The sequence below is a fragment of the Thioalkalivibrio sp. AKL6 genome, assembly GCF_000376905.1.
GTDB lineage: Bacteria > Pseudomonadota > Gammaproteobacteria > Ectothiorhodospirales > Ectothiorhodospiraceae > Thioalkalivibrio > Thioalkalivibrio versutus.
In genome coordinates, this window is the sequence record NZ_AQXS01000010.1 from 308,859 (window position 1) to 335,255 (window position 26,397).

Genomic DNA, 26,397 nt, shown 5'->3' on the forward strand with positions numbered 1-26,397 from the left:
GACTAACAAACGAGTAACCGCTGAAGGCGTAATTTCGACCGATGAGTAATGACAAGCCCCAATCCCCCGATCGAGACGACTCGGTAACGGTCGAAGAATCGAGGCCGGAGCTCAAGCCACCGCGACAGTACAAGGTGGTATTGCTCAACGACGATTTCACGCCGATGGAGTTCGTGATCGAAGTACTGGAGACCTTCTTCAGCATGGATCGCGAGAAGGCCACCCGGGTCATGTTGCATGTGCATACGCGTGGCAAAGGCGTATGCGGCATCTTTACCCGGGATGTGGCCGAGACCAAGGTGGCGCAGGTGAACGACTATGCCCGCAGTCATCAGCACCCACTGCTTTGCTCGATGGAGGAGGTCTGACTCCCATGCTCGACAAGGAACTCGAATTCAGCCTGAACATGGTCTTCAAGGAGGCCCGCGAAAAGCGTCACGAGTTCGTGACGGTTGAGCATCTGCTGATGGCGCTGGCGCAAAACCCCAGCGCTGCCACGGTGCTGCGGGCCTGCGGGGGCGATCTCGATCGCATCCGCGACGAGCTTGCGGCCTATATTGACGAAAACACGCCGCGCATCCCGCCGAGCGATTCGCGCGAGACCCAGCCAACCCTGGGCTTCCAGCGAGTGCTGCAGCGGGCGGTATTCCATGTGCAATCCAGCGGGCGCAAGGAGGTCTCCGGCGCCAACGTGCTGGTGGCCCTGTTCGGAGAGCAGGACAGCCAGGCCCTGTACGTGCTGGGTCAGCAGAACATCTCGCGTCTGGACGTCGTGAATTTCATCTCCCACGGCATCTCCAAGGTCGGGGAAGACGAACTCGGGGCCCAGCCCAACCCGGGCGAGTCCCAGGGCGAGCCGGTGGAGGGTGAGCGCGAAGAAAAGACCAACGCGCTGCAGCTCTACGCCGCCAACCTGAACGACAAGGCGCGCAAGGACGAGATCGACCCGCTGATCGGGCGCGATCACGAGATCGAACGCACCATCCAGATCCTCTGCCGCCGCCGCAAGAACAACCCATTGCTGGTGGGCGAGGCCGGCGTGGGCAAGACCGCGATCGCCGAGGGCCTGGCGCGCCGCATCGTCGATGAACAGGTACCGGACGCGATCGCGTCTGCCACCGTCTATTCGCTGGATCTGGGCGCGCTGGTCGCCGGCACCAAGTACCGCGGTGACTTCGAAAAGCGTCTGAAAGGCGTGCTCGCCCAGCTCAAGAAAGAGCCGGGCGCGGTGCTGTTCATCGACGAGATCCACACCATCATCGGGGCCGGCGCGGCCTCCGGCGGGGTGATGGACGCCTCCAACCTGATCAAGCCGATGCTCGCCTCGGGCGAATTGAAGTGCATCGGGTCCACCACCTATCAGGAATATCGCGGCATCTTCGAGAAGGACCGGGCCCTGGCGCGGCGCTTCCAGAAGATCGAGGTGCCGGAGCCGACGGTGGACGAGACCGAGCAGATCCTCCGCGGCCTGAAGTCCCGCTTCGAGACGCATCACAACGTGCGCTTCACCAAGCCGGCCCTGCGCGCGGCGGCGGAACTGGCCGATCGCTACATCACCGACCGCTTTCTGCCGGACAAGGCCATCGACCTGATCGACGAGGCCGGGGCCAGCCGGCAGTTGCAGCCGGTCAGCCAGCGCAAGAAGACCATCGGCGTCCAGGACATCGAGACGATCGTGGCCAAGATCGCGCGCATCCCGCCGAAGTCCGTCTCCAGTTCCGACAAGGAGACCCTGCGCCACCTCGATCGCAACCTGAAGATGACCGTCTTCGGACAGGACGAGGCCATCGGGACGTTATCCACCGCGATCAAGATGGCCCGCTCCGGGCTGGGCGACATGGACAAGCCGATCGGCTCGTTCCTGTTTGCCGGGCCGACCGGTGTCGGCAAGACCGAGGTCACGCGCCAACTGGCGCAGCAGATGGGCATCCATCTGGCCCGCTTCGACATGTCCGAGTATATGGAGCGGCATACCGTATCGCGCCTGATCGGGGCGCCGCCGGGCTATGTGGGCTACGAACAGGGAGGGTTGCTGACCGATGCCATCCTCAAGCATCCGCATTCGGTGCTGCTGCTGGACGAGATCGAGAAGGCCCACCCGGACGTCTTCAATGTGCTGCTGCAGGTGATGGATCACGGCACGCTGACCGATGCCAACGGGCGCGAGGTCGACTTCCGCAACGTGATCCTGGTGATGACCACCAACGCGGGGGCCGAGCAGGCCAGCCGTCCATCGGTGGGCTTTACCAAACAGGATCATTCCAGCGATGCGATGGAAGCGATCAAGCGCACGTTCACGCCGGAGTTCCGCAACCGCCTGGATGCCACCATTCAGTTCGGGCCGCTGGACGAGGCCACCATCCTCAGCGTCGTCGACAAGTTCCTGATCCAGCTGCAAGCCCAGCTCGACGAGAAGAAAGTGCATATGACGGTCGAGCCGGAGGCGCGTGCCTGGCTGGCCGAGCACGGCTACGACGTCAAGATGGGCGCGCGCCCGATGGCGCGTACGTTGCAGGAGTACATCAAGAAGCCGCTGGCCGACGAGCTGCTGTTCGGGCGACTGGCCCACGGTGGCGAAGTGGTGGTCCGATTGGGCGAGGCCGGTCTGGAGCTGGATATCCAGGAAACCGCGGTGCCGTCCTGACGCGGCTCGCCGATCCGGCGTTACCGGGCCCGGGAGGGCCCGCAAACGAAGAAGCCCCGGTCCGGCCGGGGCTTCTTCGTTGGAGAGGGAACTTACTTGTTGCGGTAGACGATACGACCCTTGGTCAGGTCATAGGGCGTCATCTGCACGATCACCTTGTCGCCGCGCAGGATCCGGATGTAATGCTTGCGCATTTTTCCGGAGATGTGCGCCGTGATCGTGTGCCCGTTTTCGAGCTCCACCCGGAAGGTGGTGTTGGGGAGCGTTTCGACTACAGTGCCCTCCAGCTCGATTTCGTCTTCCTTCGCCATACGGTCCCTCTCGTATTGAATCAAGGTGCGACATTATCCGGATGCACCGGCGGAACACAAGTCACGTGGCGGCTTTCGGGGGACATAGCCTCCCCCCGGCGACGGACCAGAGCCGGTCCCTGCGGATGGGCGGCGTTTGCCGGGGTGTACGTGACCGCCTACACTACGCGCGCTTTCACGCGCGAGATCTGTAACGAATGACAACTTCTTGGGCCGCCGTATTTCCGGGGCAAGGGTCCCAGTCCACCGGCATGCTGGCCGATCTGGGCGATGACCACGCCATTGTCCGCGACACCTTTCAGGAAGCGTCGGATTGCCTCGACGCGGATCTCTGGAGCCTTTGCCAGCATGGTCCGGTGGAACAACTCAACCAGACCGAGTGGACACAACCGGTGATGCTGGCTGCCGGGGTTGCCACTTGGCGCCTCCTGACCGAACAAACGGACGCCCGCCCGCAGGCCGTCGCGGGCCACAGCCTGGGCGAGTACAGCGCCCTGGTCGCCGCCGGCGTCCTGCGCTTCCCGGATGCGGTACGCCTGGTCGCCGAGCGCGCCCGGGCCATGCAGGCTGCGGTGCCGGAAGGTGAAGGCGCGATGGCCGCCATCCTTGGGCTCGACGATGCCGCGGTACACGCGCTTTGCCTCGAGCATGCCGGAGGCGAGATCCTGGAGGCGGTCAATCTGAACGCGCCGGGGCAGGTCGTGATTGCGGGCAATGCCACCGCGGTGGATCGGGCCGTCAGCGTCGCCAAGGATGCGGGTGCGAAGCGCGCCCTGAAGCTGCCGGTCTCGGTCCCGTCGCATTGCGCACTGATGCGCCCGGCCGCGGAACGCCTGCAGGCGGCCCTGGACGGCACCCGCTTTCAGTCCCCAACCATCCCGGTCTGGCAGAATGTGACCGCAGGGCCGACCGATTCCGCCGCGGCCATCAAGGATAATCTGGCCGCACAGCTGTATCGCCCGGTGCGCTGGGTCGAGACCATTCGCGGCTTGCGCGGGCAGGGCGTGGCGGTTCAGGTTGAATGCGGGCCGGGACGCGTCCTGACCGGTCTTGCCAAACGCATCGACCGCGAACTGGAGCTGTTCGATGTCGCCGACCGCGATACCCTGAAGGTCACGCTCGAACGTCTGGCCGCAGGCTGATCGACCGATCGCGACGGCGGCTTCCTCTCATTTGAAGTAAAGGCACAACCATGTCCGACAGCAAACGTGTAGCCCTTGTAACCGGTGCAAGCCGCGGAATTGGCGCGGCCATTGCCCGCCGTCTGGCGGAGCAGGGCCTGCAGGTGGTGGGTACCGCGACCAGTGCGTCCGGCGCCGAGCGGATCACCGAAACCCTGAAGCAATGGGGCGGGCGCGGCATTGCGCTGGACGTGACCGACGCGGACTCCGTCGCGACCGGCCTGCAGGCGATCCAGGAACAGGAAGGGCCGATCGAGGTGCTGGTCAACAATGCCGGCATTACCCGCGACAACCTGTTCATGCGCATGAAGGACGCGGAATGGGACGCAGTCCTCGACACCAACCTGTCCGCTGCCGTGCGCCTGACACAGCGCCTGCTGAAAGGCATGATGAAACTGCGCCGCGGCCGCATCATCCTGGTTGGTTCGGTCGTGGGCTCCACCGGCAACGCCGGGCAGACCAACTACGCCGCCGCGAAAGCCGGCCTTGCGGGATTTGCCCGTTCCCTGGCGCGCGAGGTCGGCAGCCGCAGTATCACCGTGAACACGGTCGCACCGGGTTTCATCGATACCGACATGACCCGCGAACTGGGCGATGACACCAAACAGGCCCTGCTCGGACAGATTCCGCTGGGGCGCCTGGGGGCGCCGGAAGAGATCGCCGCGGCCGTCGGTTTCCTGGCCTCCGAGGAGGCCGGGTACATCACCGGCGAGACCCTGCATGTGAACGGCGGGATGTTCATGCACTGATCACGACGGGTCGGCCGCAGGCCGCCCGCACGACCCGCTGCGCGGATCGCTAGATCGCGGCGGGGCTTTTCTCTAGAATGGCGGACCTTTCAACGAAGCCGCCTCACACTGAAGGGGATTTCTGAACCATGAGTAGCATTGAAGAACGCGTCAAGAAAATCGTTGTCGAGCAGCTGGGTGTCAAGGAAGAGGACGTGACCAACGCGGCCGGCTTCGTCGACGACCTGGGTGCGGATTCGCTGGACACGGTGGAACTCGTCATGGCGCTCGAAGAGGAATTCGAAACCGAAATCCCCGACGAGCAGGCGGAAAAGATCACCACCGTGCAGCAGGCGATCGATTACATCAACGAGCACATGAAGGACTGATTCGACGCCTCCGGGCGCCGATCAGGACGACGCGAACGGGCCTTCCTGCGCGCAGGGCGGCCCTTCGTCGTTGCGCTGAGCGCGTAATTTCAGTCTTTCGAGGAGAACACATTGGCTAAGCGACGTGTCGTGATTACCGGACTGGGGATCGTCTCCCCGGTCGGATCCACTATCGACAAGGCCTGGAGCAACATCAAGGCCGGCAAGAGCGGCATTTCCCCCATCGATGTCTTCGATGCCTCGGACATGCCGGTGAAGATTTCCGGCGCGGTCCGGGACTTCGAGGCCAATGACTACGTCCCGCCGAAAGACCAGAAGAAGATGGATACCTTCGTCCTTTACGGGATCGCGGCGGGGCTTCAGGCCCTGGATGACTCCGGGCTGGAAGTCACCGAGGAGAACGCCGAGCGGATCGGGGTGGCCATTGGCTCCGGCATCGGCGGGCTGCCCTATATCGAACGTTCCTACGGCGCGTATCTGAAGGGCGGGGCGCGCAAGATCTCCCCATTCTTCGTGCCCAGTGCGATCATCAACATGGTGGCGGGGAATCTGTCCATCATGCGCAACCTGCAGGGCCCGAATATCTCCATCGTCTCGGCGTGCGCCACTGGCACCCACAATATTGGCGACGCCGCTCGCATGATCGCTTATGGCGACGCCGATGCCATGGTCGCCGGCGGGGCCGAGATGGCCACCACGCCACTGGGCATTGGCGGCTTTGCTGCCGCCCGCGCGCTGTCCACTCGCAATGATGATCCCGAGCGCGCCTCGCGTCCCTGGGACAAGGATCGCGATGGCTTTGTGCTGAGCGATGGCGCCGGGGTGATGATGCTCGAGGAGTACGAGCACGCGAAGGCCCGCGGGGCCCACATCTACTGCGAAGTGGCCGGCTTCGCCTGGAATGCGGATGCGCACCACATGACGCAGCCGGTCCAGGATGGTTCCGGTGCCGCCAAGTGCATGCATCGTGCCTTGAAAGATGCCGGTGTGAATCCGGAAGAGGTTGGGTACATCAATGCTCACGGAACCTCGACCCCCGCGGGTGACCTGGCGGAGACCCAGGGCCTGAAGAAGGCCTTCGGCGATCATGCCTACAAGCTCATGGTCAACTCCACCAAGTCGATGACCGGCCACCTGCTGGGTGCCGCCGGCGGGATCGAGGGCGTGTTTACCGCCCTGGCGCTGCGCGACCAGGTGTCACCGCCGACCATCAACCTGGATAACCCGAGCGAAGGGTGCGACCTGAACTACGTGGCCAACGAGGCACGCGAGATGAAGACCAAGGTCGGCCTGTCGAACTCCTTCGGTTTCGGGGGCACCAACGGCACCCTGGTGTTCCGCAGCATTTGACGTTGCGGCGCCGCCATGGCGGTCCATGAACTGGCCGCCGGGGTCGACTTTGCGGCCCTGGCGCGGCGATTCCCAGAGCGCTATCCCCACCTGCTGGAGTCGGCCCTGATCGGGCAGGCTCCCGCTCGTTTTTCCATCCTGTTCGCCTTCCCCGGCCGCACGTTGTCCAGTGCGGCCGGGGAAGACGTCCTTGGCGTGCTGGACCAGGATCTCTCGAGCACACCACCACTCGACCCCGAAGACGCCGCGTATGCCCATCTCCCGTTCCTCGGGGGATGGTTTCTGTACGCCGGGTACGAACTGGCCTGGCGCATGGAGCCGGCCCTGGGTGACTGCCGATCCGACCCCTGGCTGCCGGATGCACTGGTGACCTATTTTCCGGCGGCACTGGTCCACGATCACCACGAGGGGACGACCTGGTTCGTCGACGAGGCAGGCGATTACGCGCGTTTGGAGCGGGTGGAGTCGGACTGCGCGACAGTCCGGGGCCAGCCGAGTCCCGCATCCGAGCCGCTGCCCGCCCTGGCCCTTCAGGAGGAGGACGCCCAGTGCTATCGCGACGCAGTGATGAAGGGTCTCGAGTACATCCGGGCCGGCGACACCTTTCAGGTCAATCTGTCCCGCGAATGGCGTGCCACCGCCACGCAGCCGCTGGATCCGGCGGGGCTGTACACCCGCTTGCGCGAGGCCAATGCCGCGCCGTTTGCCGCGTGGCTGCAACTCCCCGGGGCTCACGTGATCAGTTCCTCCCCTGAGCGGCTGGTGTCGGTGGAAAACGCCATGGTCGAGACCCGGCCGATTGCGGGGACCCGTCGCCGCGATCCGGATGCGGAAGAAGACCGGCGTCTTTTCAGTGAGTTGACGTTCAACATCAAGGAACGCGCCGAGCATGTCATGCTCGTGGATCTGGAACGCAATGATGTCGGGCGCGTGGCCGAGATCGGTAGCGTGCGCGTGGCGGAGCTGATGACCATCGAGAGCTATCGCCGGGTGCATCACATCGTCTCCAGCATTGTCGGACGCCTGCGCCCGGGCACCACCACGGCCGACATCCTGCGCGCGGTCTTTCCGGGCGGCACCATCACCGGCTGCCCGAAGATCCGCAGCATGCAGATCATCCAGGAACTGGAACAACAGGCCCCGCGTGGGGCCTACACCGGAGGCTGCGGGTACGTCAGCCGCCACGGCCGCATGGATACCAATATCCTGATCCGGACCCTCGTCGTTCGGGGGAACGAACTGCGTTTTCGGGCGGGGGCCGGGATCGTCGCGGATTCCGATCCCGAGCGCGAGCTGGAGGAGACCCGGCACAAGGCACGCGGCCTGCTGGAGGCGCTGCAGGGGGCGGGGGAGAAGAGCCCATGATCCTGGTGAACGGCGAGCGCGAGGGGCGGGTATCGGCATTGGATCGCGGGCTACTCCTGGGCGACGGCCTGTTCGAGACGCTACGGGTGCGACAGGGCCGACCGCAGCTATGGTCCTACCACTGGGCCCGCCTGACGCGCGGGCTGGAGCACCTCGGGTTTCGGCAACTCGGCGAGACCGAGGTGCTGGACGAGATTGCCCGAGTGGCGACCCTGCCAGCCTGCATGGTGCGCCTGACGGTGACCCGGGGTGAGGGGCCAAGGGGCTACGCGTCGCCCGCGACACCGGCACTGACTCGGATCGTCAGTGCCGGTCCGGCGCTGGACGACACCGCCCCCACTGAACGCGAACCCCTGAGCCTGGGTTGGGCCGCAGTGCCGATCGGCGTAAACCCGGCGCTCGCGGGGCTCAAACACACCAGTCGCCTCGAGCACGTGATGGCCCGGCGCAGCTGGCAACCGGGCTGGGACGAGGCAATCCTCCACGATGCGCTGGGGCGCGTGGTCAGCGCCACGCAGGGGAATCTCTGGCTGCGCGAAGGGCGTACCTTGCTCACCCCGCCGGTGGATCAGTCCGGGATTGCCGGTACGCGGCGCGCCTGGGTCCTCGAGCATGCCGAACGGTTCGGGTTCGAGGTGATCGAGGCGTATCCGGAGCCCGCGCGTATCGAGCGTGCCGATGCGCTCTATGTCAGCAACGCGCGGATCGGGATGACCCCGGCCGTGCTGTCCGAAGGGGACAAGCGGGGGGCTGCGTGGCAGGATGATCCGCTGTATCCAATGGGAATCGCATTGCATGAAGCGGATTAGCCTCGCTGTCCTGGCCCTCCTGGTCGTTCTGGCCCTGGGCGCCGCCTGGTGGCTGAGCGAACACTACCAGGCGCAGCTGGATACGCCGATGGCGCTGGACGCCTCGGAACGCTTTCAGTTGGAACCGGGACAGGGGCTGCGTTCGGTGAGCAGGACCTTTGCCGAACGCGGCTGGGTGGATTCTGCCTGGGTGCTCGAGGCCTATGGACGGCGTCAAGGCATTGCAGCGCGTCTCCAGGCGGGGGAATACGCCGTGACGCCGGGCATGACCCCGCGCGAACTGATCCATGCGATGGCCCGCGGCGAGGTGGTGCAGCATCGCCTCACGTTCCCGGAGGGCTGGACCATCCGCCAGGCGCTGGCCGCCCTGCGCGAGCACCCGGAACTCATCGGGCCCGCCGAATCGGTCGGGGTCGACAACCTGCTGGAGGCACTGGGGCTCGAGGACCAGGGACACCCGGAGGGATGGTTCCTGCCGGACACCTATTTCTTCGGCTCCGGAACCGAGGCCCTGACGGTGCTGCAACGCGCCCACCAGGCGATGCGCCTGCACCTGGACCGCGCCTGGGAGGACCGAATCGAGGACCACCCGGTGAATTCCCCCTATGAGCTGCTGATCCTTGCCTCCATCATCGAACGCGAGACCGGGCGCGGGGACGAGCGTGACCGGGTGGCCGGGGTGTTCGTGAATCGGCTCAAGCGCGGCATGCGCCTGCAGACCGATCCCACCCTGCTGTACGCGCAGGAGCCCGGCGTACAACGCCTGACGCGCGCCGAACTGGACCGCGATCATCCCTACAACACCTATACCCGTGCCGGGCTCCCGCCAACGCCCATCGCCCTGCCGGGGCGCGCGGCCTTACAGGCGGCGGCACGTCCGGCCGCAACCAATGACCTGTTCTTCGTCTCGCGCGGCGACGGCAGTCATCATTTCTCCGAGACCTATCGTGAGCATCGCGAGGCCGTGATCCGCTACCAGCTGGGCGGGGATGGCAGCCGCTACGGCATACGCAACCGGTAACTGGAGACGCCCTGCACATGGAACGCTCGCCCCATCCCGGCCACTTCCTGGTCTTCGAAGGCATCGAGGGCTCGGGCAAGACCACCCAGATCGAGCGCCTGGACACCGTGCTGCGCGCTGCCGGACACCCGGTGCGCAACACCCGGGAGCCGGGCGGGACCGCCCTCGGCGAACGCCTGCGCGGCCTGCTGCTGGACCCCGATCTGCCGGGCATGTGTGCCGAGTCCGAGCTGCTGCTGATGTTCGCCGCGCGGGCCCAGCACCTGCACGAGGTGATTCGGCCGGCTCTGCAGGCCGGCGATTGGGTGCTTAGCGACCGCTTTACCGATGCCTCGTTTGCCTACCAGGGGGCCGGGCGGGGGCTCGGCTCCCAGCGGGTCGCGCAGCTGGAGGACTGGCTGCAGGGCGATCTCCGCCCGGATCTGGTAATCCTGCTGGACATCGACCCAGAGACCGGGCTCGATCGCGCCGTCCAGCGCGGCCGGCGAGACCGCATCGAACTCGAGGCGCTGGACTTCTTCGAGTGCGCACGCCAGGCGTATCGGGAACGCGCCGAGCGAGCGCCGGGACGCTATCTGGTCGTGGATGCATCCGCGGACCCGGACACGGTAGCCGAGCGCATCCTCGCGGGCGTGCGCGAGCGCCTGCCGTTGCACGCGCTGGAGGGTTAAGGGGGCCATGGCTGCGCCAGTCACCGACGATACCTTGCCGCCCTGGCTGCAAAAGCCGTGGGAGGCGCTGGCGCGGCGCGGGCGCGAAGGGCGCCTGCCCAGCGGTCTGCTGATTCATGGCGCTCCGGGCGTTGGCAAGGCACTGCTGACGCGGGCGCTAGTCCAGGCCCTGCTGTGCCAGCGCGCGACGGGCACCGAGCCGCCGTGCGGCGAATGCAACGGCTGTCGCAGCTTCCTTGGTGCTGTACACCCCGAGGTGATGACGCTGGAGCCGGAGGAGGCGGGCAAGGAGATCCTGATCGCGGCGGCCCGCGAGGCGATCGAGTTTCTCTCGCTGTCCGGTTCGGGCGGGCTGCGCAGCGTGATCATCCGCCCGGCCGATGCCCTGAACACGAATGCGGCGAATGCGCTGCTGAAGACCCTGGAGGAACCCCCGCCCAGGGCCATGCTGATTCTCGAGGCGGCGCAGCCGGCGCGTCTGCCAGCGACCATCCGCAGCCGCTGCCAGATGGTCGAGATCGCCACGCCGGGGCCTGCCGAAGCAACGGACTGGCTGCGCGGGGCCGCCGATGACCCTGCGGCAGTGGACGAGGCCTATGCCGCCAGTCTCGGGCGTCCGCTGGCCGCCCGCGAGATCCTGACCGACCCCGACCGTATGGCGCGCTGGGAACAGGACCGCGAGGCCCTGACCCTGCTACTGCGTCGCCCCGGGGTGACACCGATGGCCAGTGCCATGCAACGCAGCCTGCCGGAATCCCTGATCCCACGAATCCAGGCCCTGCTGGTTGCGGCCCAGCGCCTGCTCGTGAACGGCGAGCCGGATGCGTTTGGCCGGCAGTTCCCGCGCGATCGACTCGAGGACTTCGCGCGCCGCATGGGACCGCGTCGGCTGGCCGAACTTTCGAATCAAGCGCTCGGCTGGCAACGCCAGGCCTCGCGCCAGCTCAACCCGCAGCTGCGCATGGAAGACATCGCATTGAGCTTCCTCGAGCAGTAAGGCGTCACCCGCCACGAGTACAGGTCGGGGTGGCGCGGTATCGGTGCGATGGGCGATACTGCCAGACCCAGTACGATTTCAGGTCACACGGAGGGTCTATGGCCGGGCAGGGCATGCTCACCTTGGCAATCAAGGAAAAACCCGCGCTGTATGCGGCATACATGCCGTTCGTGACCAATGGCGGTCTATTCATCCCGACCGACAAGGCCTACAAGCTCGGAGACCAGGTCTTCCTGCTGCTGTCACTACTGGAGGATTCGGATCGCCTTCCGACCCCCTGCACGGTGGTCTGGATTACGCCGCCGCGCGCCCAGGGCAACCGGCTGCGGGGCATCGGCGTGCAGTTCAACAAGTCGGACAAGGGTGTGACCCACCGCCGCATCGAGGAACATCTGGGCGGCATGCTGAACTCCGACCGCAAGACCCATACCTTCTAGAAGAGATCTCCTTGCAGACGAGGCCTCACGCCCTTGGGGCGCGCTCCCACACGCGTTACCACCGGCCGTTCTCCGCCGTACCTCTCAGCGTACCGTAGCCGCGCCGGCTTCGTGGATGGCCTCTCCCAGATATTCCAGCGCCTGGTCGATCTGCGCCCGCGTCAGGTAGAAGTGGGGCGCAAAGCGGATCCCGCCGCCTCGCATGGCACACAGGATGCCGCGCCCCTGAAGCCTCGCGTATAGCGCTTCCAGGTCATCCACCGGCGGTCGGAACGTCAGGATGCCGGCACGCCGGCCGCGCGGTGTCAGGATTTGGCAGCCATGCGCACGCAGGCCGTCTTCCAGGTGCAGCCAGTGCTCGCGGATCTCGTGGTCGATGCTGTCCAGCCCGATCTCCAGCAGAAGGGAGAGACTGGCGTGCAGGGCGTGAATTCCGAGCATGTTCGGACTGCCCGGTTCGAAACGCCGTGCACTCGTGGCGGGCTCGATCCCCGGGTTCGCGAAATCGCCGGCATGCGCCAGCATGTTCCAGCCATATTCCTGCAGCGTCAGCCGTTCGCGGATCTCCGGGTTTACGTAGAACACCCCGATTCCCTCGGGCGCCAGCATCCACTTGTGGGCATCGGCCATCACGAAGTCGGCATGGCAACCCGGGGCATCGAAGGGCAGGGCGCCCAGGTGCTGGATCGCATCGACACAGAACAGGATGCGCCGCGAGCGCAGTTCCGCACCCAGCGCCTGGATGTCGACACGCAGCCCGGAGTCGTAGCGCACAGCACTGGTGGCCACCAGGCGGGTCCGCGCATCACAGGCGGCCAGCAGGTCGCGCTCCGGTTCCTCGCCAATGGCGACCTCGCGCGCCTCGAGGCCGAAACGCTCTGCGGCGGCCAGCCAGACGACACGATTGGACGGGAACTCGTGCGCCGGGAACACCACATTGTCGCCCGGCTGCCAGTCCAGGCCGAAGGCCACCATCGACAGCGCCTCGGACGTGTTCTTCACGAAGGCAATGTCCTCTGCGGACGGCGCCCCGATCAACGCTCGTGCGAGTTCCCGCGTCGCGTCGATTTGCTGCAGCCACTGCAGGTAGTCACGCGAGCCATGGGCCACGTTCTCCCGGGCGAAGCGGCAGACCGCGTCCTCGGTGCGCCGGGGCCAGGGGCCCACGGCGGCATGATTGAGGTGGATGATCCCTTCCTGTGGAAACTCCGGGTGCATGCGATCCTCCTTGGCGGGAGCCAAAGGGTAACCCAGTCAGGCGAGGCTTAGAACACCCGGAGAGACGCAGCCGAAGGAGCCCGCCTGCGCACCCGACGCATCAGCCGCGCCCGGGAACTGGTTGTGAAAATGCGCTCAAGTTGTTAATTTACCGGCTTCTGAAGGTCCCGCTACCCCGCCCATCGACAGCGGCAAGGGTCAGCATCTTACTCGCAGCTCTTCCGGACGCCGTTCGCGTGCGAATGGCCATTCCGTATTCCTAGAGCTTGAGCGCCCCGAACGTCCCGGGATGCACGCGCATCCTCGCCCATCGCTGCGGCGAGGCACTCCAATTTCAGTTTGTCGGCACAGGAGTCGCGGATGAATTCCGTTGTCCAGTTCTATCGTGATCCCCAGCTTGGTGCGGTCGAGCCGCGCGAGTTCCGCGTCTTTAATGAACGCTCGATCGAACGCATCCCGGCCCTGGCCAGCCTGCCCGAGGCCATGCGCTTCGAGATGCAGGTGGTTGCCAGTGTGCTTCCGTTCCGGGTCAACGACTACGTGATCGATGAGCTGATCGACTGGAGCCGGGTTCCCGACGATCCAATCTTCCAGCTAACCTTTCCGCAACGGGACATGCTGGCCCCCGAGGCCTTCGAGCGTATGGCCGTTCTGCATCGCCAAGGGGCAGGGCGGGCCGAGATCCAGGCCCTCGCGCGCGCGCTGCGCGAGGAGCTCAACCCGCATCCGGCCGGGCAGATGGAGCTCAACCGCCCGAGCGAGGAAGCGGGCGAGGTCATCAACGGCCTCCAGCACAAGTACCGTGAAACCGTGCTGTTCTTCCCCGGCCAAGGCCAGACCTGCCACAGTTATTGCACCTTCTGCTTCCGCTGGGCCCAGTTCGTCGGTGACAAGGAGCTGCGCATCGCCAGCACCGATGCCGCGTTGCTGCACGACTACCTGCGCGGCCATCCGGAGATCAGCGACCTTCTGATGACGGGAGGCGACCCGATGGTAATGAAAACCAAGCACCTGAAGGCCTATCTTGAGGCCTTGCTGGAGCCCGAGCTGGCCCACATACAGACCGTACGGATCGGCACCAAGGCCCTGACATTCTGGCCTTACCGATTCGTGACCGACTCGGATGCGGACGAACTGTTGCGTCTACTGGAACGGCTGGTCGAGGCGGGCAAGCACGTGGCCCTGATGGCGCATTACAACCATCCGAACGAACTGCGGACCCCGATTGCCCACGAGGCCATCCGTCGGGTACGGGATACCGGCGCCGAAATCCGTTCCCAGGGGCCCTTGCTCCGGCACATCAATGACGACGCCGAGGCCTGGGCCGAGCTGTGGCGCGAACAGGTACGCCTCGGGATCATCCCGTATTACATGTTCGTAGAGCGTGACACCGGGGCACGGCGGTACTTCGAGGTCCCGCTGGCGCGCGCCTGGGAAATCTACCGCGAAGCCATGAAACAGGTCTCGGGGCTCGGGCGTACCGCCCGCGGCCCCTCAATGAGCGCCGAGCCCGGCAAGGTGGAGATCCAGGGCGTTGCCGAGGTCCAGGGCGAGAAGGTCTTCGTCCTGCGCTTCATCCAGGCACGCAACCCCGACTGGGTCCAGCGCCCGTTTTTTGCGCGCTACGATGACCAGGCCACCTGGATCGATCAGCTCAAACCCGCCTTGGGCGAAGATCGCTTCTTCTTCGAGGACGAGCTGATGGCGATGAAGGCCGAATCGGCTCACTGAGTCCGCCTCAGCCGGGCGGGTTTGGCACAATGGACCTCATGGACAACAACACGCTCAAGCAACGCGACCTGCGCACCCTCTGGCATCCCTGTACCCAGATGAAAGACTACGGCGAGGAGGGGACCCTCCCGCTGCTTCCGATCGAGCGGGGGGAGGGCGTCTGGCTGTACGATTTCGACGGCAATCGCTACCTGGATGCCATCAGTTCGTGGTGGGTGAACCTGTTCGGTCACGCCAACCCGCGCATCGGTGATGCGGTCAAGGACCAGCTGGACCGGCTGGAGCATGTGATCCTCGCCGGCTGCACCCACGAGCCGGTGGTCGAGTTGTGCGAACGCCTGATCGACATCACCCCCGAAGGCCTGGACCGGGTGTTCCTGGCGGACAACGGCAGCGCCGGGGTCGAGGTCGCGCTCAAGATGAGCTTTCACTACTGGCGCAACGTCGATCGCCCGCAGAAGACCCGCTTCATCCGCCTGTCCAACAGCTACCACGGCGAGACCCTGGGCGCCTTGTCCGTGAGCGACGTACCGCTGTACAGCGCAACCTACGAACCGCTGATGCTGGACGTCATCACCGTGCCGGCACCGGATTGTTTCGACCGCGAAGACGGCGAAACCTGCGCCGATGTGGCGCGTCGCCAGTTCGACCACATGGAGCAGGCGCTGGCGCAACATGCCGATGAGGCCGCCGCGGTCATCGTGGAGCCCCTGGTCCAGTGTGCCGGCCACATGCGCATGTACGACCCTGAATACCTGCGGCTGCTGCGCGAAGCCTGCGACCGTCACGGCGTCCACCTTATTGCCGACGAGATCGCGGTCGGCTTCGGGCGCACGGGCACGCTGTTCGCCTGCGAACAGGGGCCAATCACGCCCGATTTCATGTGCCTGTCCAAGGGCCTGACCGCCGGCTATCTGCCCATGGCAGCCGTGTTGACCACGGATACCATTTACCAGGCGTTCTACGACGATTACGAAAAGCTCAACATGTTCCTGCATTCGCATTCCTATACCGGGAATCCGCTCGCGTGCAGGGCCGCACTTGCCACACTGGACATCTTCGATTCCGATCCCGTTCTCGAGAGAAACCGGGAGCTTGCCGCCCATATCGAGAAACGACTCGAACCCTTGCGGGAACATCCGCATGTCGCCGACGTGCGCCAGCACGGCATGATTGCGGCGGTGGAACTGGTGCAGGACAAGTCCCGGCGCACCCCGTATCCGTGGCAGGAACGTCGCGGACTGCATATCTATCGCCACGGCCTGACACGCGGTGCGCTGTTGCGACCACTGGGGAACGTGAGTTACCTGATGCCGCCGTACGTGATCACCGAGGAACAGATCGACTTCCTCGTCGAGGTGATGACCGAGGGCATCGAAAAGGCCGTGCGCGCCTGACGTGCGGGATCAGCCCTAAACGGGAACGGGAACGGGATTGGGCCTGGCGCAGGCCGCGTTCATGACTTCGGCGGGAACATCCCGGTCATTCCACTCGAGGCACGCCCATCTTCAATGTCGCATAATACATATTATGTTAAATCGTAGATAAGTGACCGTGTTGGTCGCCTTAGCGAGCCCCTGGACCATGCACGTGCGGTCACCCGGCCCGGGTTCTCTCCCCGGCCGGCCCTCCGAATTGTTAACGCCGTGGCGTCAGGAAAGACTGCTGATGACGTGCGTGAGGATCTGTTTCACCCGCGCCATGCCGACATCGAGATTCGCGGCGATGTCGTCCATGGTGATCTCGCCTTCGGCGCGTCCGGCCGCCCAGTTGGCGATTACGGCACAGCAGGCGTAGTTCAGCCCCAGTTCACGCGCCAGCGCCGCCTCGGGCATGCCGGTCATGCCCACCAGATCGCAGCCGTCGCGTTCCAGGCGATCAATCTCCGCGGCCGTCTCCAGGCGCGGTCCCTGGGTGGCCCCGTAGGTCCCGTGCTCCACGGCCTCGATACCCAGGTCGTCAATCGCGCGGATCAGCGTCTGGCGGACGCTGTCGCTATAGGGCCAGGTCATGTCGATGTGGGTGACCTCTTCCAGGTCTTTCCCCTCGAAGAAGGTATTCGCCCGTGACCAGGTGTAATCGATGATCTGATCGGGGATCGCGACCATACCCGGCTTCATCTCTTCGCCAATCCCGCCGACTGCAGCCACGGCCACCACGTTGTCGATCCCGGCATTTTTAAGCGCCCAGATATTGGCGCGGTAGTTCACCTCGTGCGGCGGGATGGTATGCCGGGCCCCGTGCCGTGGCAGAAACACGATCTCGGTGTCGTTCAGGCGGCCGAACACCAGCGGCCCCGAGGGCTCGCCATACGGCGTGTGCATTACCTGACGCCGAGTGATCTCCAGATCCTTCAGCCGGGTCAGGCCGGTGCCGCCGATGACGGCGATACGGGGTGTGGACATGAGCGCCTCGGACGTCAGTGGTTTATTGGTCGGCCACGGCGAAGATGCCGGGCGCATTGCGCAGATAGTCCTGGTAATCCATACCGTACCCGAACAGGTAGCGGTTGGGGGCCTCCAGGGCGGCGTAGTCGACGGTGATCGCCGGGTCCCGCTCCGGGTTGTGCTTGTCCACCAGGACGATGGAGATCACCTGCGCCGCACCCTGCTCCTCGCAGAACGTCTTGATTCCCTCCAGGGTGATCCCGCCGTCGAGGATGTCATCAACGACGACGACGGTACGGTCCTTGAGCGACGCCTGCGGACGAGCCAACCAGTGCAGCTGATCGCCGCCGCGGGTGCCACCGCGATAGCGCGTGGCGTGCAGGTAATCCACCTGCATGGGAAACGACCAGCGGGTCAGCAACCCGCCCATCAGCACCACACCCCCGTTCATTACGCCCATGACCAACGGATTGCGGTCCTTCAGCGTGGCGGCCGTGCGTTCCGCCAGGCGGTCGATCGCCGTCTCGACGGCATCGCGGCTGAAGAGGCAGTCGGCGTCGCGCAGCGTGGCTCGGGCCTGTTCCGGGCTCATGGCATGTCCTGAGGGTGTCGATGCGGGGAAATCATGTCCGAGCGTCGAACATTCGGCAAGGTTGGCCTCGCCTTTTCGGGGCCCGGAAACGCAACCGGCCGGCACAAGGGCCGGCCGGCTGAAAACGAACGTCGATAACCTTAGTAGGTAAAGGTGACCGTGTCGTCGTCCATCGCTTCGGAGATGACGTAGGCGCCGCCCACGGTTTCTTCGATCTCCGGAATCAGGTCGTTGCCCCACAGATCCAGCGTCGGGGTGCAGACCTTCATTACGACGCCGGCTTCGTGGGCGTCCTTCATGAAGTCGTAGACGCTCTTGCTGGAGCCTTCCTGCACGAACAGGTTCTCGGCAACGCCCTTCTTGGCGAGCTCGCCAGCACGGCCGGTCATCACGATTTCAACGTCGTATTCCATGGCGGCAGCCACGGTGGCCTGGAAGAACGGGGCACCCAGTTCGGAAGCGTTGCTCGGGTCGGTGTTGACCATGACGATCATGAGCTTATCGGCCATTTTGGATCTCCAACTTCAGTGGTGAGTGTGAATATTACTAGCTGCTCAAATGCAAACCGGTGGCGCATTATAGGCGGCTCGGCACGCGGGTGCCAATGCGCCCTTTCCATGGGGTTATGCCGTGGCGATCTGGGTGGCTTGAATCCAGTGCGTCAACTGCGCGCGCAATGCGACGAGACGCTGTGGATCAGGCTCCACTGGGCGCGCGCGCAAGCGTTCCAGTCGGCGCCGCGATTCAGGTGACAGCGGCTGATCCGCCTGGGCGGCAAGGATGATGTCGGCTTGTTCCGGCTGGTTGCAAATCAGCACCATGTCGCAGCCGGCCGCACGTGCGGCCGCAGCGCGCTCGGCGGGCCCGCCGATGCCCTCCGCCCCAGCCATGGCGAGGTCGTCGCTGAGGATCGCCCCGCGATAGCGCAGTTCGCGGCGCAGGATGTCCTGCAGCCAGACGCGCGAGAAGCCCGCGGGATGTTCATCCACCTGTGGGTATACGACGTGGGCCGGCATGATGGCCTCGAGTTCCCCAAGCACCGGGCGAAACGCCTCCAGGTCCTGATTCTCGATCTCGGAGAGTGGACGGTCGTCGACCGGCAAGGCGACATGCGAATCCGCGGCAACAGCCCCGTGACCCGGGAAATGCTTGCCCACGGCCGCCATGCCGGCCGCGGACAGGCCCCGGATCAACTCGCCGGCCAGGCGCGCGATCACGTCCGGGTCATAATGGAAGGCACGATCGCCGATGATCTCGCTGATGTCGAGGTCGCGATCCAGCACCGGGGTAAAGCTGAAGTCGATGTCCACCGAGCGCAGCTCACGCCCGAGAAGTTCGCCGGTCGCATGCGCGAGCTCGCAGGCCTTGTTGCGGTCGTAATCGTGGACATGGCCCAACTGACGCATCGGCGGGATGGCGGTGAAGCCATCGCGCAGCCGTTGCACCCGTCCGCCCTCCTGGTCCACCGCAATCAGGATGCCGGGGCGCTCGGCGCGAATGGCGGCGACCAGCGCGCTCACCTGCTCCGCAGTGCCGACGTTGCGGGCGAACAGGATCACGCCGCCGGTGGCGGGATGACGCAGGCGTTCACGGTCTTCGGGAGTCAGTTCGGTACCGGCGACATCGAGCATCACCGGACCCAGGGGCAAGGGGTCGTTCTTGGACATCACTCAGGGGCTCGATTCGGCGCTCCCGCGGGAGCCATCTTTTCAGGATAGCGAGGCTTCGGGGAGAAAGGCGAGTGCCTTGAGCTTCTCGATGCGGTTGCGAATGCGCGCGGCCTCCTCGAATTCGAGGTCGCGGGCCTTGGCAAACATCTCCTTTTCCAGGCGTTCGATCTCCTTGGCCGCGTTGTCCGGCGCGCCCACGTAATCGGCGCCCTCCTCCGCCACCTTCCGGCCTCGTCGGCCACCGGCGCCGGGCATCGCGTTGCGCGCCTCCAGGATATCCGCGACGTTCTTGCGAATGCCCATGGGCGTGATCCCGTGGGCCTCATTGTGCTCGATCTGCTTGGCCCGGCGGCGCTCGGTCTCGTCGATCGCGCGCCGCATGGATCCGGTCACCTTGTCGGCGTACAGGATCGCCTTGCCGTTGACGTTGCGCGCGGCGCGGCCGATCGTCTGGATCAGCGAACGGTCGGAGCGCAGGAAGCCCTCCTTGTCCGCATCCAGGATCGCCACCAGCGAGACCTCCGGCATGTCCAGGCCTTCCCGCAGCAGGTTGATCCCCACCAGCACATCGAACTCGCCCAGGCGCAGGTCGCGGATGATCTCCATGCGCTCGACGGTATCGATATCCGAGTGCAGGTAGCGCACGCGTACCCCGTGCTCGGACAGGTAATCCGTCAGATCCTCGGCCATGCGTTTGGTCAGCGTGGTGATCAGGACGCGCTCGTTGCATTCGACCCGATCGCGAATCTCGGAGAGTGCGTCGTCCACCTGGGTACCGGCCGGGCGGATCTCCAGGATCGGGTCCAGCAACCCGGTCGGGCGCACCACCTGGTCCACGATCGCGTCGGCATGCTCACGCTCATAGGGCCCCGGGGTGGCGGAGACGTAGATCGTCTGCGGCTGCAAGGCCTCGAACTCCTCGAAACGCAGCGGCCGGTTGTCCAGCGCCGATGGCAGGCGAAAGCCGTATTCGACCAGCGTCTCCTTGCGCGAACGGTCGCCCTTGTACATCCCGCCCACCTGCGGGACCGACACGTGCGACTCGTCGATCACCAACAGCGCATCCTTGGGCAGGTAGTCGAAAAAGGTCGGTGGCGGCTCGCCCGGGGCGCGGCCGGAGAGGTAGCGCGAGTAGTTCTCGATGCCGTTGCAGTAGCCAATCTCGAGGATCATCTCCAGATCGAACAGCGTGCGTTGCTCCAGCCGCTGCGCTTCGACCAGCCGGTCTTCCTTGCGCAGAAAATCCAGGCGCTCCTTCAATTCGTCGCGGATGTGGTCCACCGCCCCCAACAGGGTTTCGCGCGGCGTCACGTAGTGGGTCTTCGGGTAGATCGTCAGGCGCGGGACGGTGCGCAGCTGTTCGCCGGTCAGGGGGTCGAAATACGACAGGCGTTCCACCTCGTCGTCGAACAACTCGATGCGCACCGCCTCGATGTCCGACTCCGCCGGGTGGATGTCGATGACTTCGCCGCGGACGCGGTAGGTCGCACGGCGCAGCTCCGCATCGTTTCGGGTGTACTGCAACTCCGCCAGGCGCCGCAGCAAGTCGCGCTGGTCAATACGCTCGCCGCGCTCCAGATGCAGCACCATAGAAAGATACTTGCGCGGATCACCCAGGCCGTAAATCGCGGAGACCGACGCCACGATGATCGCATCGCGGCGCTCCAGCAACGCACGCGTGGCCGACAGGCGCATCTGCTCAATGTGGTCGTTGATCGACGCGTCCTTCTCGATATAGGTATCCGAGGACGGGACGTAGGCCTCCGGCTGGTAGTAATCGTAATAGGAAACGAAATACTCCACCGTGTTGTTCGGGAAAAACTCCTTGAATTCCCCGTACAATTGGGCGGCCAGGGTCTTGTTTGGCGCCAGGATAATGGTGGGGCGCTGGATATTCTCGATCACATTGGCGATGGTGAACGTCTTGCCCGACCCGGTGACCCCGAGCAGGACCTGATGTGCCAGGCCCGCCTCGAGGCCTTCGGTCAATGCCGCGATCGCCGCGGGCTGGTCGCCAGCCGGCTGGTATTCGGACACCACCTGGAATTGTTCGCCTTCGCCTGGCTGCACCTTATCCTCCGCGCCTGATTTCAGTATCATTTCGCACCCGACCGCCCGCGCGGCCCTTCGCCCCGATCACACAGAGGCCCCACCTTGGAAATCGAGCTCTCCGACCGCGTCCAGCGCATCCAGCCCTCCCCCACTCTCGCCGTCAGCGCCCTGGCCGCCCAGTTGCGAGCCGAGGGACGGGACATTGTCGGGCTGGGGGCGGGAGAACCGGATTTCGATACCCCCGAGCATATCAAGCAGGCCGCGGTCGACGCGCTTGCCCGCGGAGAAACCAAGTACACTCCGGTGGACGGAACGGTCAGTCTCAAGGCCGCCATCATTCGGAAGTTCGATCGCGACAACGGCCTGACGTTCACCCCCGACCAGATCCTGGTCTCCTCCGGCGGCAAGCAGAGCATCTTCAACCTCTGCCAGGCCCTGCTGAACCCGGGCGACGAAGTGGTGATCCCCGCCCCCTACTGGGTCTCCTACCCGGATATCGCCCTGCTCGCCGGTGCCCGGCCGGTGGTCGTCAGCGCCGAGCAGGAAGCCGGCTTCCGCATCACCGGCGCACAGCTGGAAGCGGCGATCACCCCGAACACCCGCCTGGTGTTCCTGAACAGCCCTTCCAACCCCACAGGTGCCGCCTATTCGGCCGAGCAACTGACGGAACTGGCCGAGGTCCTGCGGCGCCATCCGCGCGTCGTCATCGCCACCGACGACATGTACGAGCACATCCTGTTCGGCTCCACGCCGTTCGTGAACATCGTCAACGTGGCCCCGGACCTGCTGGACCGTACCGTGGTCCTGAACGGCGTTTCCAAAGCGTACGCGATGACCGGCTGGCGTATCGGCTACGCCGGTGGACCGAAGAACCTGATCGCGGCGATGAAGAAGATCCAGTCGCAAAGCACCTCCAACCCGACTTCCATTGCCCAGGCCGGGGCCGAGGCCGCCCTCGATGGCGATCAGGACTGCGTGGTCGCCATGTGCTCCGCCTTTGCCGAGCGGGCACGTCGTGTGGTGGACGGCCTCAATGCCATCGACGGCATCGAGTGCCTGATGCCAGACGGTACGTTCTACTGCTTCCCGCGCGTCACCGGATTGATGCAGGCCGCGGACATCGATACCGATGTGGCCCTGACCAAACAGCTGCTGGACGAGGTGGGGGTGGCTCTGGTGCCGGGCAGCGCCTTCGGGGCCCCTGGTCATGTCCGCGTCTCGTTTGCCACCAGCGTCGATCAGCTCGACAAGGCCCTGGAACGCCTGCGCCAGTTCGTGGCCAACCACAGCTGAGGCCGCGAACGGCGGTAAAACGCGAAGGGCGGCCAGATTTTCCTTGACGCCCTCGCCCCGCCCCATTAGCATTTGCGCCCAATTCCCCGGTAGCTCAGTCGGTAGAGCGGGTGACTGTTAATCACTAGGTCGGCGGTTCGAGCCCGTCCCGGGGAGCCAGATACAGGAAAAGGGCCAGGTCATTGCGACTTGGCCCTTTTTCGTGGTGCGTACGGCGGTGCCGATTACTCGGGATCGTGTTCGATGGGCTCCAGGGAACCGATATAGACCGCGATGGCGCGGCGATCGGCATCGGTCAGATGGGCAGTGCCGTGATCGATCACGTCGGCCATGCCGCCGCCGGCAAAATCACCGTCACGGGTCAGGCCCATCTCCAGATAGCGCGCGATATGCCGCTCCCCCCAGCGTCCGATGCCGGTTTCGCGATCCGGGGTGATATTGGAGGCAACGTCCCCGTCGGGCAGTCGGGCGCCGGCCCCAATGCGCTTGAGGTCCAGACCACCGGTCCGCGTGCGCGGAGTATGGCACTCCATGCAGTGTCCAAGGGCGTTGGCGAGGTAGGCCCCACGGTTCCATTCGTCCGACTGGTCGGGGTCCGCCTCGAAGGTGCCCGGTTCGAAATGCAGCCACTTCCAGCCCATCAGGGATGACCGGAACCGGGCATACCAGACCAGGTCATGCGGGGTGTTTTCCCGAGCGACGGGCTCCACCTCGGATTGCAGAAAGGCCCACAGGGCTTCCACGTCACGCGGCTTCATCTGGGTGTACGACGTATACGGAAAGGCCGGATAGTAGTGGCGCCCGTCCGGGCTGCGGCCCTCCAGCAGGGCGCGCTTGAAGTCCTCCTCCGACCAGCCCCCGATACCGTGTTCCGCATCCGGGGTGATGTTCGGACCATAGAACGCACCAAACGGGCTCTCGATCGCACGCCCGCCGGCCAGAAATTCCCCGTCTTCTGCCGTGTGGCAGGTCACGCAGCCACCGGCTCGCAAGACGTACTCACCGTAGGCGATCTGCTCGTCCGTACCCGCGGACGGGTCGTGCTCGCCAATCTGCACCCCTGCCTGCACCGTGGCCGCCGACCCAGCCAGAAAAAGGGCTGACAGACAGGCTGTCAGCCCCTTGTTGCGCACTGCCGCCATGGATCACTCGCGGCGGAAGTCGTCGTGGCAGGCCTGGCAGGACTGTCCGAGGTTGCGGAAACGGATGGCGTACTCGTCTTCGTCACCGGCCTCCACCGCTGCGTGCAAGGCCTCGGCGGCCTCGACGGTGTCATTGGAGAGCTCCTCGAAGCGCTCCCAGTCGCCCCAGATCTCTTCCTTGGCATCGGTGTCCGGGAAGTCGCTTCCCTCCGGGAAGAGGCCCGGGATGTCCTGGCTCAGCGCTACCAGCTGGCTGGTATGCATCTCGAGGTTGTCGCCGAACTCGGCTCCGTCCACCACCACGGCGGCAATGGCCCCCACGTTGCCACCAATGGCGCGCATCACACCCTGGCGGTAGTCGATCGTGGCCTCGTGCTCATCGAATGCGTGAACGGTACTTCCGGCACCCAACCCCAAGGTCAGTGCGGCGGCCACGGAGGTGGCGGTAATCAGGCGTGCGACGTTCTTCATGGTGCTTCCTCCCTGTAACAATCAAGACTTCGCGGATATCTGGCGAACCGGATATGCGAAGCCACTATAAACGGCGGGCCCGCCCCATTTCCATGAGCGAAATGGATTACCCATCACGATTGCGGGCTTTTCCCGATTGACCACATTCCCTGCGCGGGGTTCCCGGGCGAACCCGGTACAATCGCATTACGCCCAAGCGCTTCCGAGAAGATGACCCTGAACTCCCCCCACATGACCGACGAGACCGGCCTTCGCCAGGCCATCATCAACGCCGGCCTGGAGACCAATCGTCGGGGGCTCAACCAGGGCACCTCGGGCAACATCAGCGCGCGCTTCGGCGACGGCATGCTGATTACGCCTTCTGGCATCCCGTACGAGGCGTTACAGCCGGACGACCTGGTGTATGTCGCTGCAGACGGACAATGGGCGCCTGGCCGCAAGCCCTCGAGCGAGTGGCACTTCCACCGCGCCATCCTGCAGGCGCGACCAGAGCTGGGAGCGGTCGTCCATGTCCATTCCGTCCATGCCAGTGTCGTGGCGATCCAGGGACGCGACATCCCCGCGCTGCACTACATGATCGCCGCCGCCGGCGGGAACTCCATCCGCTGCGCCCCGTACGCCACGTTTGGAACGGAGACCCTCTCGCGGCTCGCGGTGGCGGCCCTGCAGGACCGCACGGCCTGTCTGCTGGCCAATCACGGGATGATTGCCACCGGGACGGACCTGGAGCGCGCCCTGTGGCTGACAGAGGAGGTTGAACTCCTGGCACGGCAATATGTGCTGAGCCTGCAGATCGGAGGGCCGCAATTGCTGGATGACGCGGAGATGGATCGCGTCCTGGAAAAGTTTCGCCACTACGGGCCACAGCGCGACAGGAAATAGACACGCGTGGAGCGCGCCACCCTCAAAGACCGGGGGTGACACCTTCTCCATCGGCCAGCGGGGCCGAGCGCGGGGCGAAGTCGGCGCGATCACGGGTTTCCAGATAGTGCTGCAGGGCCCAGGTCACCGACGGGAAGGCGCGCTCCTCCGGCAGTTCATCGAATCGGAACAGGCCGACCTCTTCCGATTCAGGGCCCGGCGCAATCGCATCGCTCAGCAAGCGCGCCCGATAGATCATCTGCACATGCCCGATGTGCGGGACGCTATAGACGCCCAGCAACTGTTCGATTTCGAGATCGGCCCGTGCCTCCTCCCAGGCCTCGCGGCGGGCCCCCTCGGCCGGGCTTTCCCCCTTTTCCATGAACCCCGCCGGCAGGGTCCAGAAACCACGACGCGGCTGAATGGCCCTTCGGCAAAGCAATACGCGGTCTTCCCAGATGGCCACGCTGCCGACGATGATTCGCGGGTTTTCGTAGTCAACGAAGCCACAATGGTCGCAGACACGCCGTTCGCGATCATCGCCTTCGGGGATATGGTGATGGAAGCTGGCATCCAGCCTGTTTTGATTGCGACTCATGGCGGTACCGTTAGGGGCGTTATAGCTTTTAATACAAAGTCGTACAGTGCCATGCGGTGCACCCGAGAGCCGAGCTCGAACACGCGCCGGTGGCCGGGGTCCACAATAGAGGCTTGCGCACCGAGGCAGGACAGAGGCGAACATGACCACACGCACGCGCTTTACCGTTGGTGAGCTCATTCACCATACCAAGTTCGATTACCGGGGTGTGATCGTCGATGTGGATCCGGTGTACGCCGGGTCGGACGAATGGTACGAAACCGTGGCCAAGAGCCGCCCCCCCAAGGACCAGCCGTGGTATCACGTGCTGGTGGACGGCTATTCGCACAGCACCTACGTGGCCGAACGCCACCTGGAGCCGGATACTCGCGGCGAACAGGTCGAACACCCCGCCCTCGGGCAGTTCTTCGATCGTTTCATGAACGGCCGCTACTCGCGCCACGGCGAGCCCGGCGCCCACTAACCCACAACCGCAGGGA

At 65.0% G+C, this 26,397-nt stretch carries 27 protein-coding genes and 1 tRNA gene; 18 read left to right on the forward strand and 10 right to left on the reverse strand.

Features of this window, described 5'->3' with window-relative positions:
- Window positions 1–41 precede the first annotated feature (41 nt).
- Entirely contained in the window at window positions 42–368 is a 327-nt protein-coding gene (gene clpS, locus D575_RS0109435) for an ATP-dependent Clp protease adapter ClpS (protein ID WP_018650138.1), read from the forward strand.
- 5 nt (window positions 369–373) lie between these two features.
- Window positions 374–2,644: an ATP-dependent Clp protease ATP-binding subunit ClpA gene (gene clpA / locus D575_RS0109440; RefSeq protein WP_018145673.1), complete on the forward strand. Its 2,271-nt coding sequence runs from the start codon at window positions 374–376 to the stop codon at window positions 2,642–2,644.
- 92 nt (window positions 2,645–2,736) lie between these two features.
- Here the strand turns inward: clpA and infA are convergent, their stop codons facing one another.
- Window positions 2,737–2,955, reverse strand: coding sequence for a translation initiation factor IF-1 (infA, locus tag D575_RS0109445; protein ID WP_012982660.1), 219 nt, complete (start codon window positions 2,953–2,955; stop codon window positions 2,737–2,739).
- A gap of 197 nt (window positions 2,956–3,152) precedes the next feature.
- Here infA and fabD point away from each other — a divergent pair, with 197 nt between their 5' ends.
- The 10 genes from fabD to D575_RS0109495 all read left to right on the forward strand — a co-directional run bounded on the left by fabD (window position 3,153) and on the right by D575_RS0109495 (window position 11,903).
- Entirely contained in the window at window positions 3,153–4,097 is a 945-nt protein-coding gene (gene fabD / locus D575_RS0109450) for an ACP S-malonyltransferase (RefSeq protein WP_081612118.1), read from the forward strand.
- 50 nt (window positions 4,098–4,147) lie between these two features.
- Window positions 4,148–4,885 carry a 3-oxoacyl-ACP reductase FabG gene (gene fabG, locus D575_RS0109455; RefSeq protein WP_018145675.1) on the forward strand — a complete coding sequence of 246 codons (738 nt, stop codon included), beginning with the start codon at window positions 4,148–4,150 and terminating at the stop codon, window positions 4,883–4,885.
- A 128-nt stretch (window positions 4,886–5,013) separates the two neighbouring features.
- Window positions 5,014–5,253 carry an acyl carrier protein gene (acpP, locus tag D575_RS0109460; RefSeq protein WP_018145676.1) on the forward strand — a complete coding sequence of 80 codons (240 nt, stop codon included), beginning with the start codon at window positions 5,014–5,016 and terminating at the stop codon, window positions 5,251–5,253.
- A gap of 129 nt (window positions 5,254–5,382) precedes the next feature.
- Complete coding sequence (gene fabF / locus D575_RS0109465) at window positions 5,383–6,603, forward strand: beta-ketoacyl-ACP synthase II (protein WP_018145677.1); 1,221 nt, start codon at window positions 5,383–5,385, stop codon at window positions 6,601–6,603.
- 15 nt (window positions 6,604–6,618) lie between these two features.
- The gene (locus D575_RS0109470; RefSeq protein ID WP_018145678.1) at window positions 6,619–7,968 is read left to right on the forward strand and encodes an aminodeoxychorismate synthase component I; all 1,350 of its coding nucleotides are present in this window, start codon (window positions 6,619–6,621) and stop codon (window positions 7,966–7,968) included.
- Complete coding sequence (pabC, locus tag D575_RS0109475; RefSeq protein WP_018145679.1) at window positions 7,965–8,777, forward strand: aminodeoxychorismate lyase; 813 nt, start codon at window positions 7,965–7,967, stop codon at window positions 8,775–8,777. Before D575_RS0109470 ends, pabC begins: the two co-directional genes overlap by 4 nt.
- On the forward strand, window positions 8,764–9,798 hold the full coding sequence (mltG, locus tag D575_RS0109480; RefSeq protein WP_018145680.1) for an endolytic transglycosylase MltG: 1,035 nt from the start codon (window positions 8,764–8,766) through the stop codon (window positions 9,796–9,798). Before pabC ends, mltG begins: the two co-directional genes overlap by 14 nt.
- Before the next feature lie 17 nt (window positions 9,799–9,815).
- Complete coding sequence (gene tmk, locus D575_RS0109485) at window positions 9,816–10,469, forward strand: dTMP kinase (protein WP_018145681.1); 654 nt, start codon at window positions 9,816–9,818, stop codon at window positions 10,467–10,469.
- A 7-nt stretch (window positions 10,470–10,476) separates the two neighbouring features.
- Window positions 10,477–11,466, forward strand: coding sequence for a DNA polymerase III subunit (locus D575_RS0109490; RefSeq protein ID WP_018145682.1), 990 nt, complete (start codon window positions 10,477–10,479; stop codon window positions 11,464–11,466).
- 98 nt (window positions 11,467–11,564) lie between these two features.
- The gene (locus D575_RS0109495) at window positions 11,565–11,903 is read left to right on the forward strand and encodes a PilZ domain-containing protein (RefSeq protein ID WP_017941553.1); all 339 of its coding nucleotides are present in this window, start codon (window positions 11,565–11,567) and stop codon (window positions 11,901–11,903) included.
- Window positions 11,904–11,987: 84 nt separating this feature from the next.
- Here D575_RS0109495 and D575_RS0109500 read toward each other — a convergent pair whose 3' ends face one another.
- Complete coding sequence (locus D575_RS0109500) at window positions 11,988–13,121, reverse strand: aminotransferase class V-fold PLP-dependent enzyme (protein WP_018145683.1); 1,134 nt, start codon at window positions 13,119–13,121, stop codon at window positions 11,988–11,990.
- Window positions 13,122–13,481: 360 nt separating this feature from the next.
- Between D575_RS0109500 and D575_RS0109505 the strand changes: the two genes are divergently transcribed.
- Together D575_RS0109505 and D575_RS0109510 are read left to right on the forward strand one after the other, a co-directional pair.
- Complete coding sequence (locus D575_RS0109505) at window positions 13,482–14,852, forward strand: KamA family radical SAM protein (RefSeq protein WP_018145684.1); 1,371 nt, start codon at window positions 13,482–13,484, stop codon at window positions 14,850–14,852.
- A 38-nt stretch (window positions 14,853–14,890) separates the two neighbouring features.
- The gene (locus tag D575_RS0109510; RefSeq protein WP_026182107.1) at window positions 14,891–16,249 is read left to right on the forward strand and encodes an adenosylmethionine--8-amino-7-oxononanoate transaminase; all 1,359 of its coding nucleotides are present in this window, start codon (window positions 14,891–14,893) and stop codon (window positions 16,247–16,249) included.
- Between the two features lie 255 nt (window positions 16,250–16,504).
- On the opposite strand, the gene D575_RS0109515 is transcribed toward D575_RS0109510, so the two are convergent.
- From D575_RS0109515 to uvrB, 5 genes are all read right to left on the reverse strand, one after another.
- Complete coding sequence (locus tag D575_RS0109515; RefSeq protein ID WP_018145686.1) at window positions 16,505–17,257, reverse strand: S-methyl-5'-thioinosine phosphorylase; 753 nt, start codon at window positions 17,255–17,257, stop codon at window positions 16,505–16,507.
- Window positions 17,258–17,279: 22 nt separating this feature from the next.
- Entirely contained in the window at window positions 17,280–17,831 is a 552-nt protein-coding gene (locus D575_RS0109520; RefSeq protein ID WP_018145687.1) for a hypoxanthine-guanine phosphoribosyltransferase, read from the reverse strand.
- Between the two features lie 140 nt (window positions 17,832–17,971).
- Window positions 17,972–18,340, reverse strand: a complete 369-nt coding sequence (locus D575_RS0109525) for a DsrE family protein (protein WP_018145688.1) — start codon at window positions 18,338–18,340, stop codon at window positions 17,972–17,974.
- A gap of 114 nt (window positions 18,341–18,454) precedes the next feature.
- Window positions 18,455–19,498 (reverse strand): beta-N-acetylhexosaminidase, encoded by a 1,044-nt coding sequence (gene nagZ / locus D575_RS0109530; protein WP_018145689.1) that lies wholly within the window; start codon window positions 19,496–19,498, stop codon window positions 18,455–18,457.
- 42 nt (window positions 19,499–19,540) lie between these two features.
- Window positions 19,541–21,571: an excinuclease ABC subunit UvrB gene (gene uvrB / locus D575_RS0109535; protein ID WP_018145690.1), complete on the reverse strand. Its 2,031-nt coding sequence runs from the start codon at window positions 21,569–21,571 to the stop codon at window positions 19,541–19,543.
- Between the two features lie 84 nt (window positions 21,572–21,655).
- Here uvrB and D575_RS0109540 point away from each other — a divergent pair, with 84 nt between their 5' ends.
- Window positions 21,656–22,846, forward strand: coding sequence for a pyridoxal phosphate-dependent aminotransferase (locus D575_RS0109540; RefSeq protein WP_018145691.1), 1,191 nt, complete (start codon window positions 21,656–21,658; stop codon window positions 22,844–22,846).
- Between the two features lie 83 nt (window positions 22,847–22,929).
- Window positions 22,930–23,005: transfer RNA gene (locus D575_RS0109545), tRNA-Asn, on the forward strand.
- Window positions 23,006–23,070: 65 nt separating this feature from the next.
- On the opposite strand, the gene D575_RS0109550 is transcribed toward D575_RS0109545, so the two are convergent.
- Both D575_RS0109550 and D575_RS0109555 read right to left on the reverse strand, forming a co-directional pair.
- Entirely contained in the window at window positions 23,071–23,988 is a 918-nt protein-coding gene (locus D575_RS0109550; RefSeq protein WP_018145692.1) for a cytochrome c, read from the reverse strand.
- Window positions 23,989–23,991: 3 nt separating this feature from the next.
- Entirely contained in the window at window positions 23,992–24,459 is a 468-nt protein-coding gene (locus D575_RS0109555; protein WP_018145693.1) for a cytochrome c, read from the reverse strand.
- A gap of 210 nt (window positions 24,460–24,669) precedes the next feature.
- On the opposite strand from D575_RS0109555, the gene D575_RS0109560 reads away from it, so the two are divergent.
- Window positions 24,670–25,341 (forward strand): L-fuculose-phosphate aldolase, encoded by a 672-nt coding sequence (locus tag D575_RS0109560; RefSeq protein ID WP_026182108.1) that lies wholly within the window; start codon window positions 24,670–24,672, stop codon window positions 25,339–25,341.
- A gap of 22 nt (window positions 25,342–25,363) precedes the next feature.
- On the opposite strand, the gene D575_RS0109565 is transcribed toward D575_RS0109560, so the two are convergent.
- Complete coding sequence (locus tag D575_RS0109565; protein WP_018145695.1) at window positions 25,364–25,918, reverse strand: NUDIX domain-containing protein; 555 nt, start codon at window positions 25,916–25,918, stop codon at window positions 25,364–25,366.
- 142 nt (window positions 25,919–26,060) lie between these two features.
- Here D575_RS0109565 and hspQ point away from each other — a divergent pair, with 142 nt between their 5' ends.
- Window positions 26,061–26,381 carry a heat shock protein HspQ gene (gene hspQ / locus D575_RS0109570; RefSeq protein WP_018145696.1) on the forward strand — a complete coding sequence of 107 codons (321 nt, stop codon included), beginning with the start codon at window positions 26,061–26,063 and terminating at the stop codon, window positions 26,379–26,381.
- Window positions 26,382–26,397 lie beyond the last annotated feature (16 nt).

What these genes read in the sequence shown, in the direction of transcription:
- D575_RS0109470 (WP_018145678.1), top strand. Translation starts at nt 6,619, where the DNA reads ATGGCGGTCCATGAACTGGCCGCCGGGGTCGACTTTGCGGCCCTGGCG.
- D575_RS0109510 (WP_026182107.1), top strand. Translation starts at nt 14,891, where the DNA reads ATGGACAACAACACGCTCAAGCAACGCGACCTGCGCACCCTCTGGCAT.
- mltG (WP_018145680.1), top strand. Translation starts at nt 8,764, where the DNA reads ATGAAGCGGATTAGCCTCGCTGTCCTGGCCCTCCTGGTCGTTCTGGCC.
- nagZ (WP_018145689.1), bottom strand. Translation starts at nt 19,498, where the DNA reads ATGTCCAAGAACGACCCCTTGCCCCTGGGTCCGGTGATGCTCGATGTC.
- D575_RS0109560 (WP_026182108.1), top strand. Translation starts at nt 24,670, where the DNA reads ATGACCCTGAACTCCCCCCACATGACCGACGAGACCGGCCTTCGCCAG.
- infA (WP_012982660.1), bottom strand. Translation starts at nt 2,955, where the DNA reads ATGGCGAAGGAAGACGAAATCGAGCTGGAGGGCACTGTAGTCGAAACG.
- tmk (WP_018145681.1), top strand. Translation starts at nt 9,816, where the DNA reads ATGGAACGCTCGCCCCATCCCGGCCACTTCCTGGTCTTCGAAGGCATC.
- D575_RS0109495 (WP_017941553.1), top strand. Translation starts at nt 11,565, where the DNA reads ATGGCCGGGCAGGGCATGCTCACCTTGGCAATCAAGGAAAAACCCGCG.
- clpA (WP_018145673.1), top strand. Translation starts at nt 374, where the DNA reads ATGCTCGACAAGGAACTCGAATTCAGCCTGAACATGGTCTTCAAGGAG.
- fabD (WP_081612118.1), top strand. Translation starts at nt 3,153, where the DNA reads ATGACAACTTCTTGGGCCGCCGTATTTCCGGGGCAAGGGTCCCAGTCC.
- D575_RS0109525 (WP_018145688.1), bottom strand. Translation starts at nt 18,340, where the DNA reads ATGGCCGATAAGCTCATGATCGTCATGGTCAACACCGACCCGAGCAAC.
- D575_RS0109520 (WP_018145687.1), bottom strand. Translation starts at nt 17,831, where the DNA reads ATGAGCCCGGAACAGGCCCGAGCCACGCTGCGCGACGCCGACTGCCTC.
- D575_RS0109500 (WP_018145683.1), bottom strand. Translation starts at nt 13,121, where the DNA reads ATGCACCCGGAGTTTCCACAGGAAGGGATCATCCACCTCAATCATGCC.
- acpP (WP_018145676.1), top strand. Translation starts at nt 5,014, where the DNA reads ATGAGTAGCATTGAAGAACGCGTCAAGAAAATCGTTGTCGAGCAGCTG.
- D575_RS0109555 (WP_018145693.1), bottom strand. Translation starts at nt 24,459, where the DNA reads ATGAAGAACGTCGCACGCCTGATTACCGCCACCTCCGTGGCCGCCGCA.
- D575_RS0109550 (WP_018145692.1), bottom strand. Translation starts at nt 23,988, where the DNA reads ATGGCGGCAGTGCGCAACAAGGGGCTGACAGCCTGTCTGTCAGCCCTT.
- D575_RS0109565 (WP_018145695.1), bottom strand. Translation starts at nt 25,918, where the DNA reads ATGAGTCGCAATCAAAACAGGCTGGATGCCAGCTTCCATCACCATATC.
- D575_RS0109515 (WP_018145686.1), bottom strand. Translation starts at nt 17,257, where the DNA reads ATGTCCACACCCCGTATCGCCGTCATCGGCGGCACCGGCCTGACCCGG.
- D575_RS0109490 (WP_018145682.1), top strand. Translation starts at nt 10,477, where the DNA reads ATGGCTGCGCCAGTCACCGACGATACCTTGCCGCCCTGGCTGCAAAAG.
- pabC (WP_018145679.1), top strand. Translation starts at nt 7,965, where the DNA reads ATGATCCTGGTGAACGGCGAGCGCGAGGGGCGGGTATCGGCATTGGAT.
- clpS (WP_018650138.1), top strand. Translation starts at nt 42, where the DNA reads ATGAGTAATGACAAGCCCCAATCCCCCGATCGAGACGACTCGGTAACG.
- hspQ (WP_018145696.1), top strand. Translation starts at nt 26,061, where the DNA reads ATGACCACACGCACGCGCTTTACCGTTGGTGAGCTCATTCACCATACC.
- fabG (WP_018145675.1), top strand. Translation starts at nt 4,148, where the DNA reads ATGTCCGACAGCAAACGTGTAGCCCTTGTAACCGGTGCAAGCCGCGGA.
- D575_RS0109505 (WP_018145684.1), top strand. Translation starts at nt 13,482, where the DNA reads ATGAATTCCGTTGTCCAGTTCTATCGTGATCCCCAGCTTGGTGCGGTC.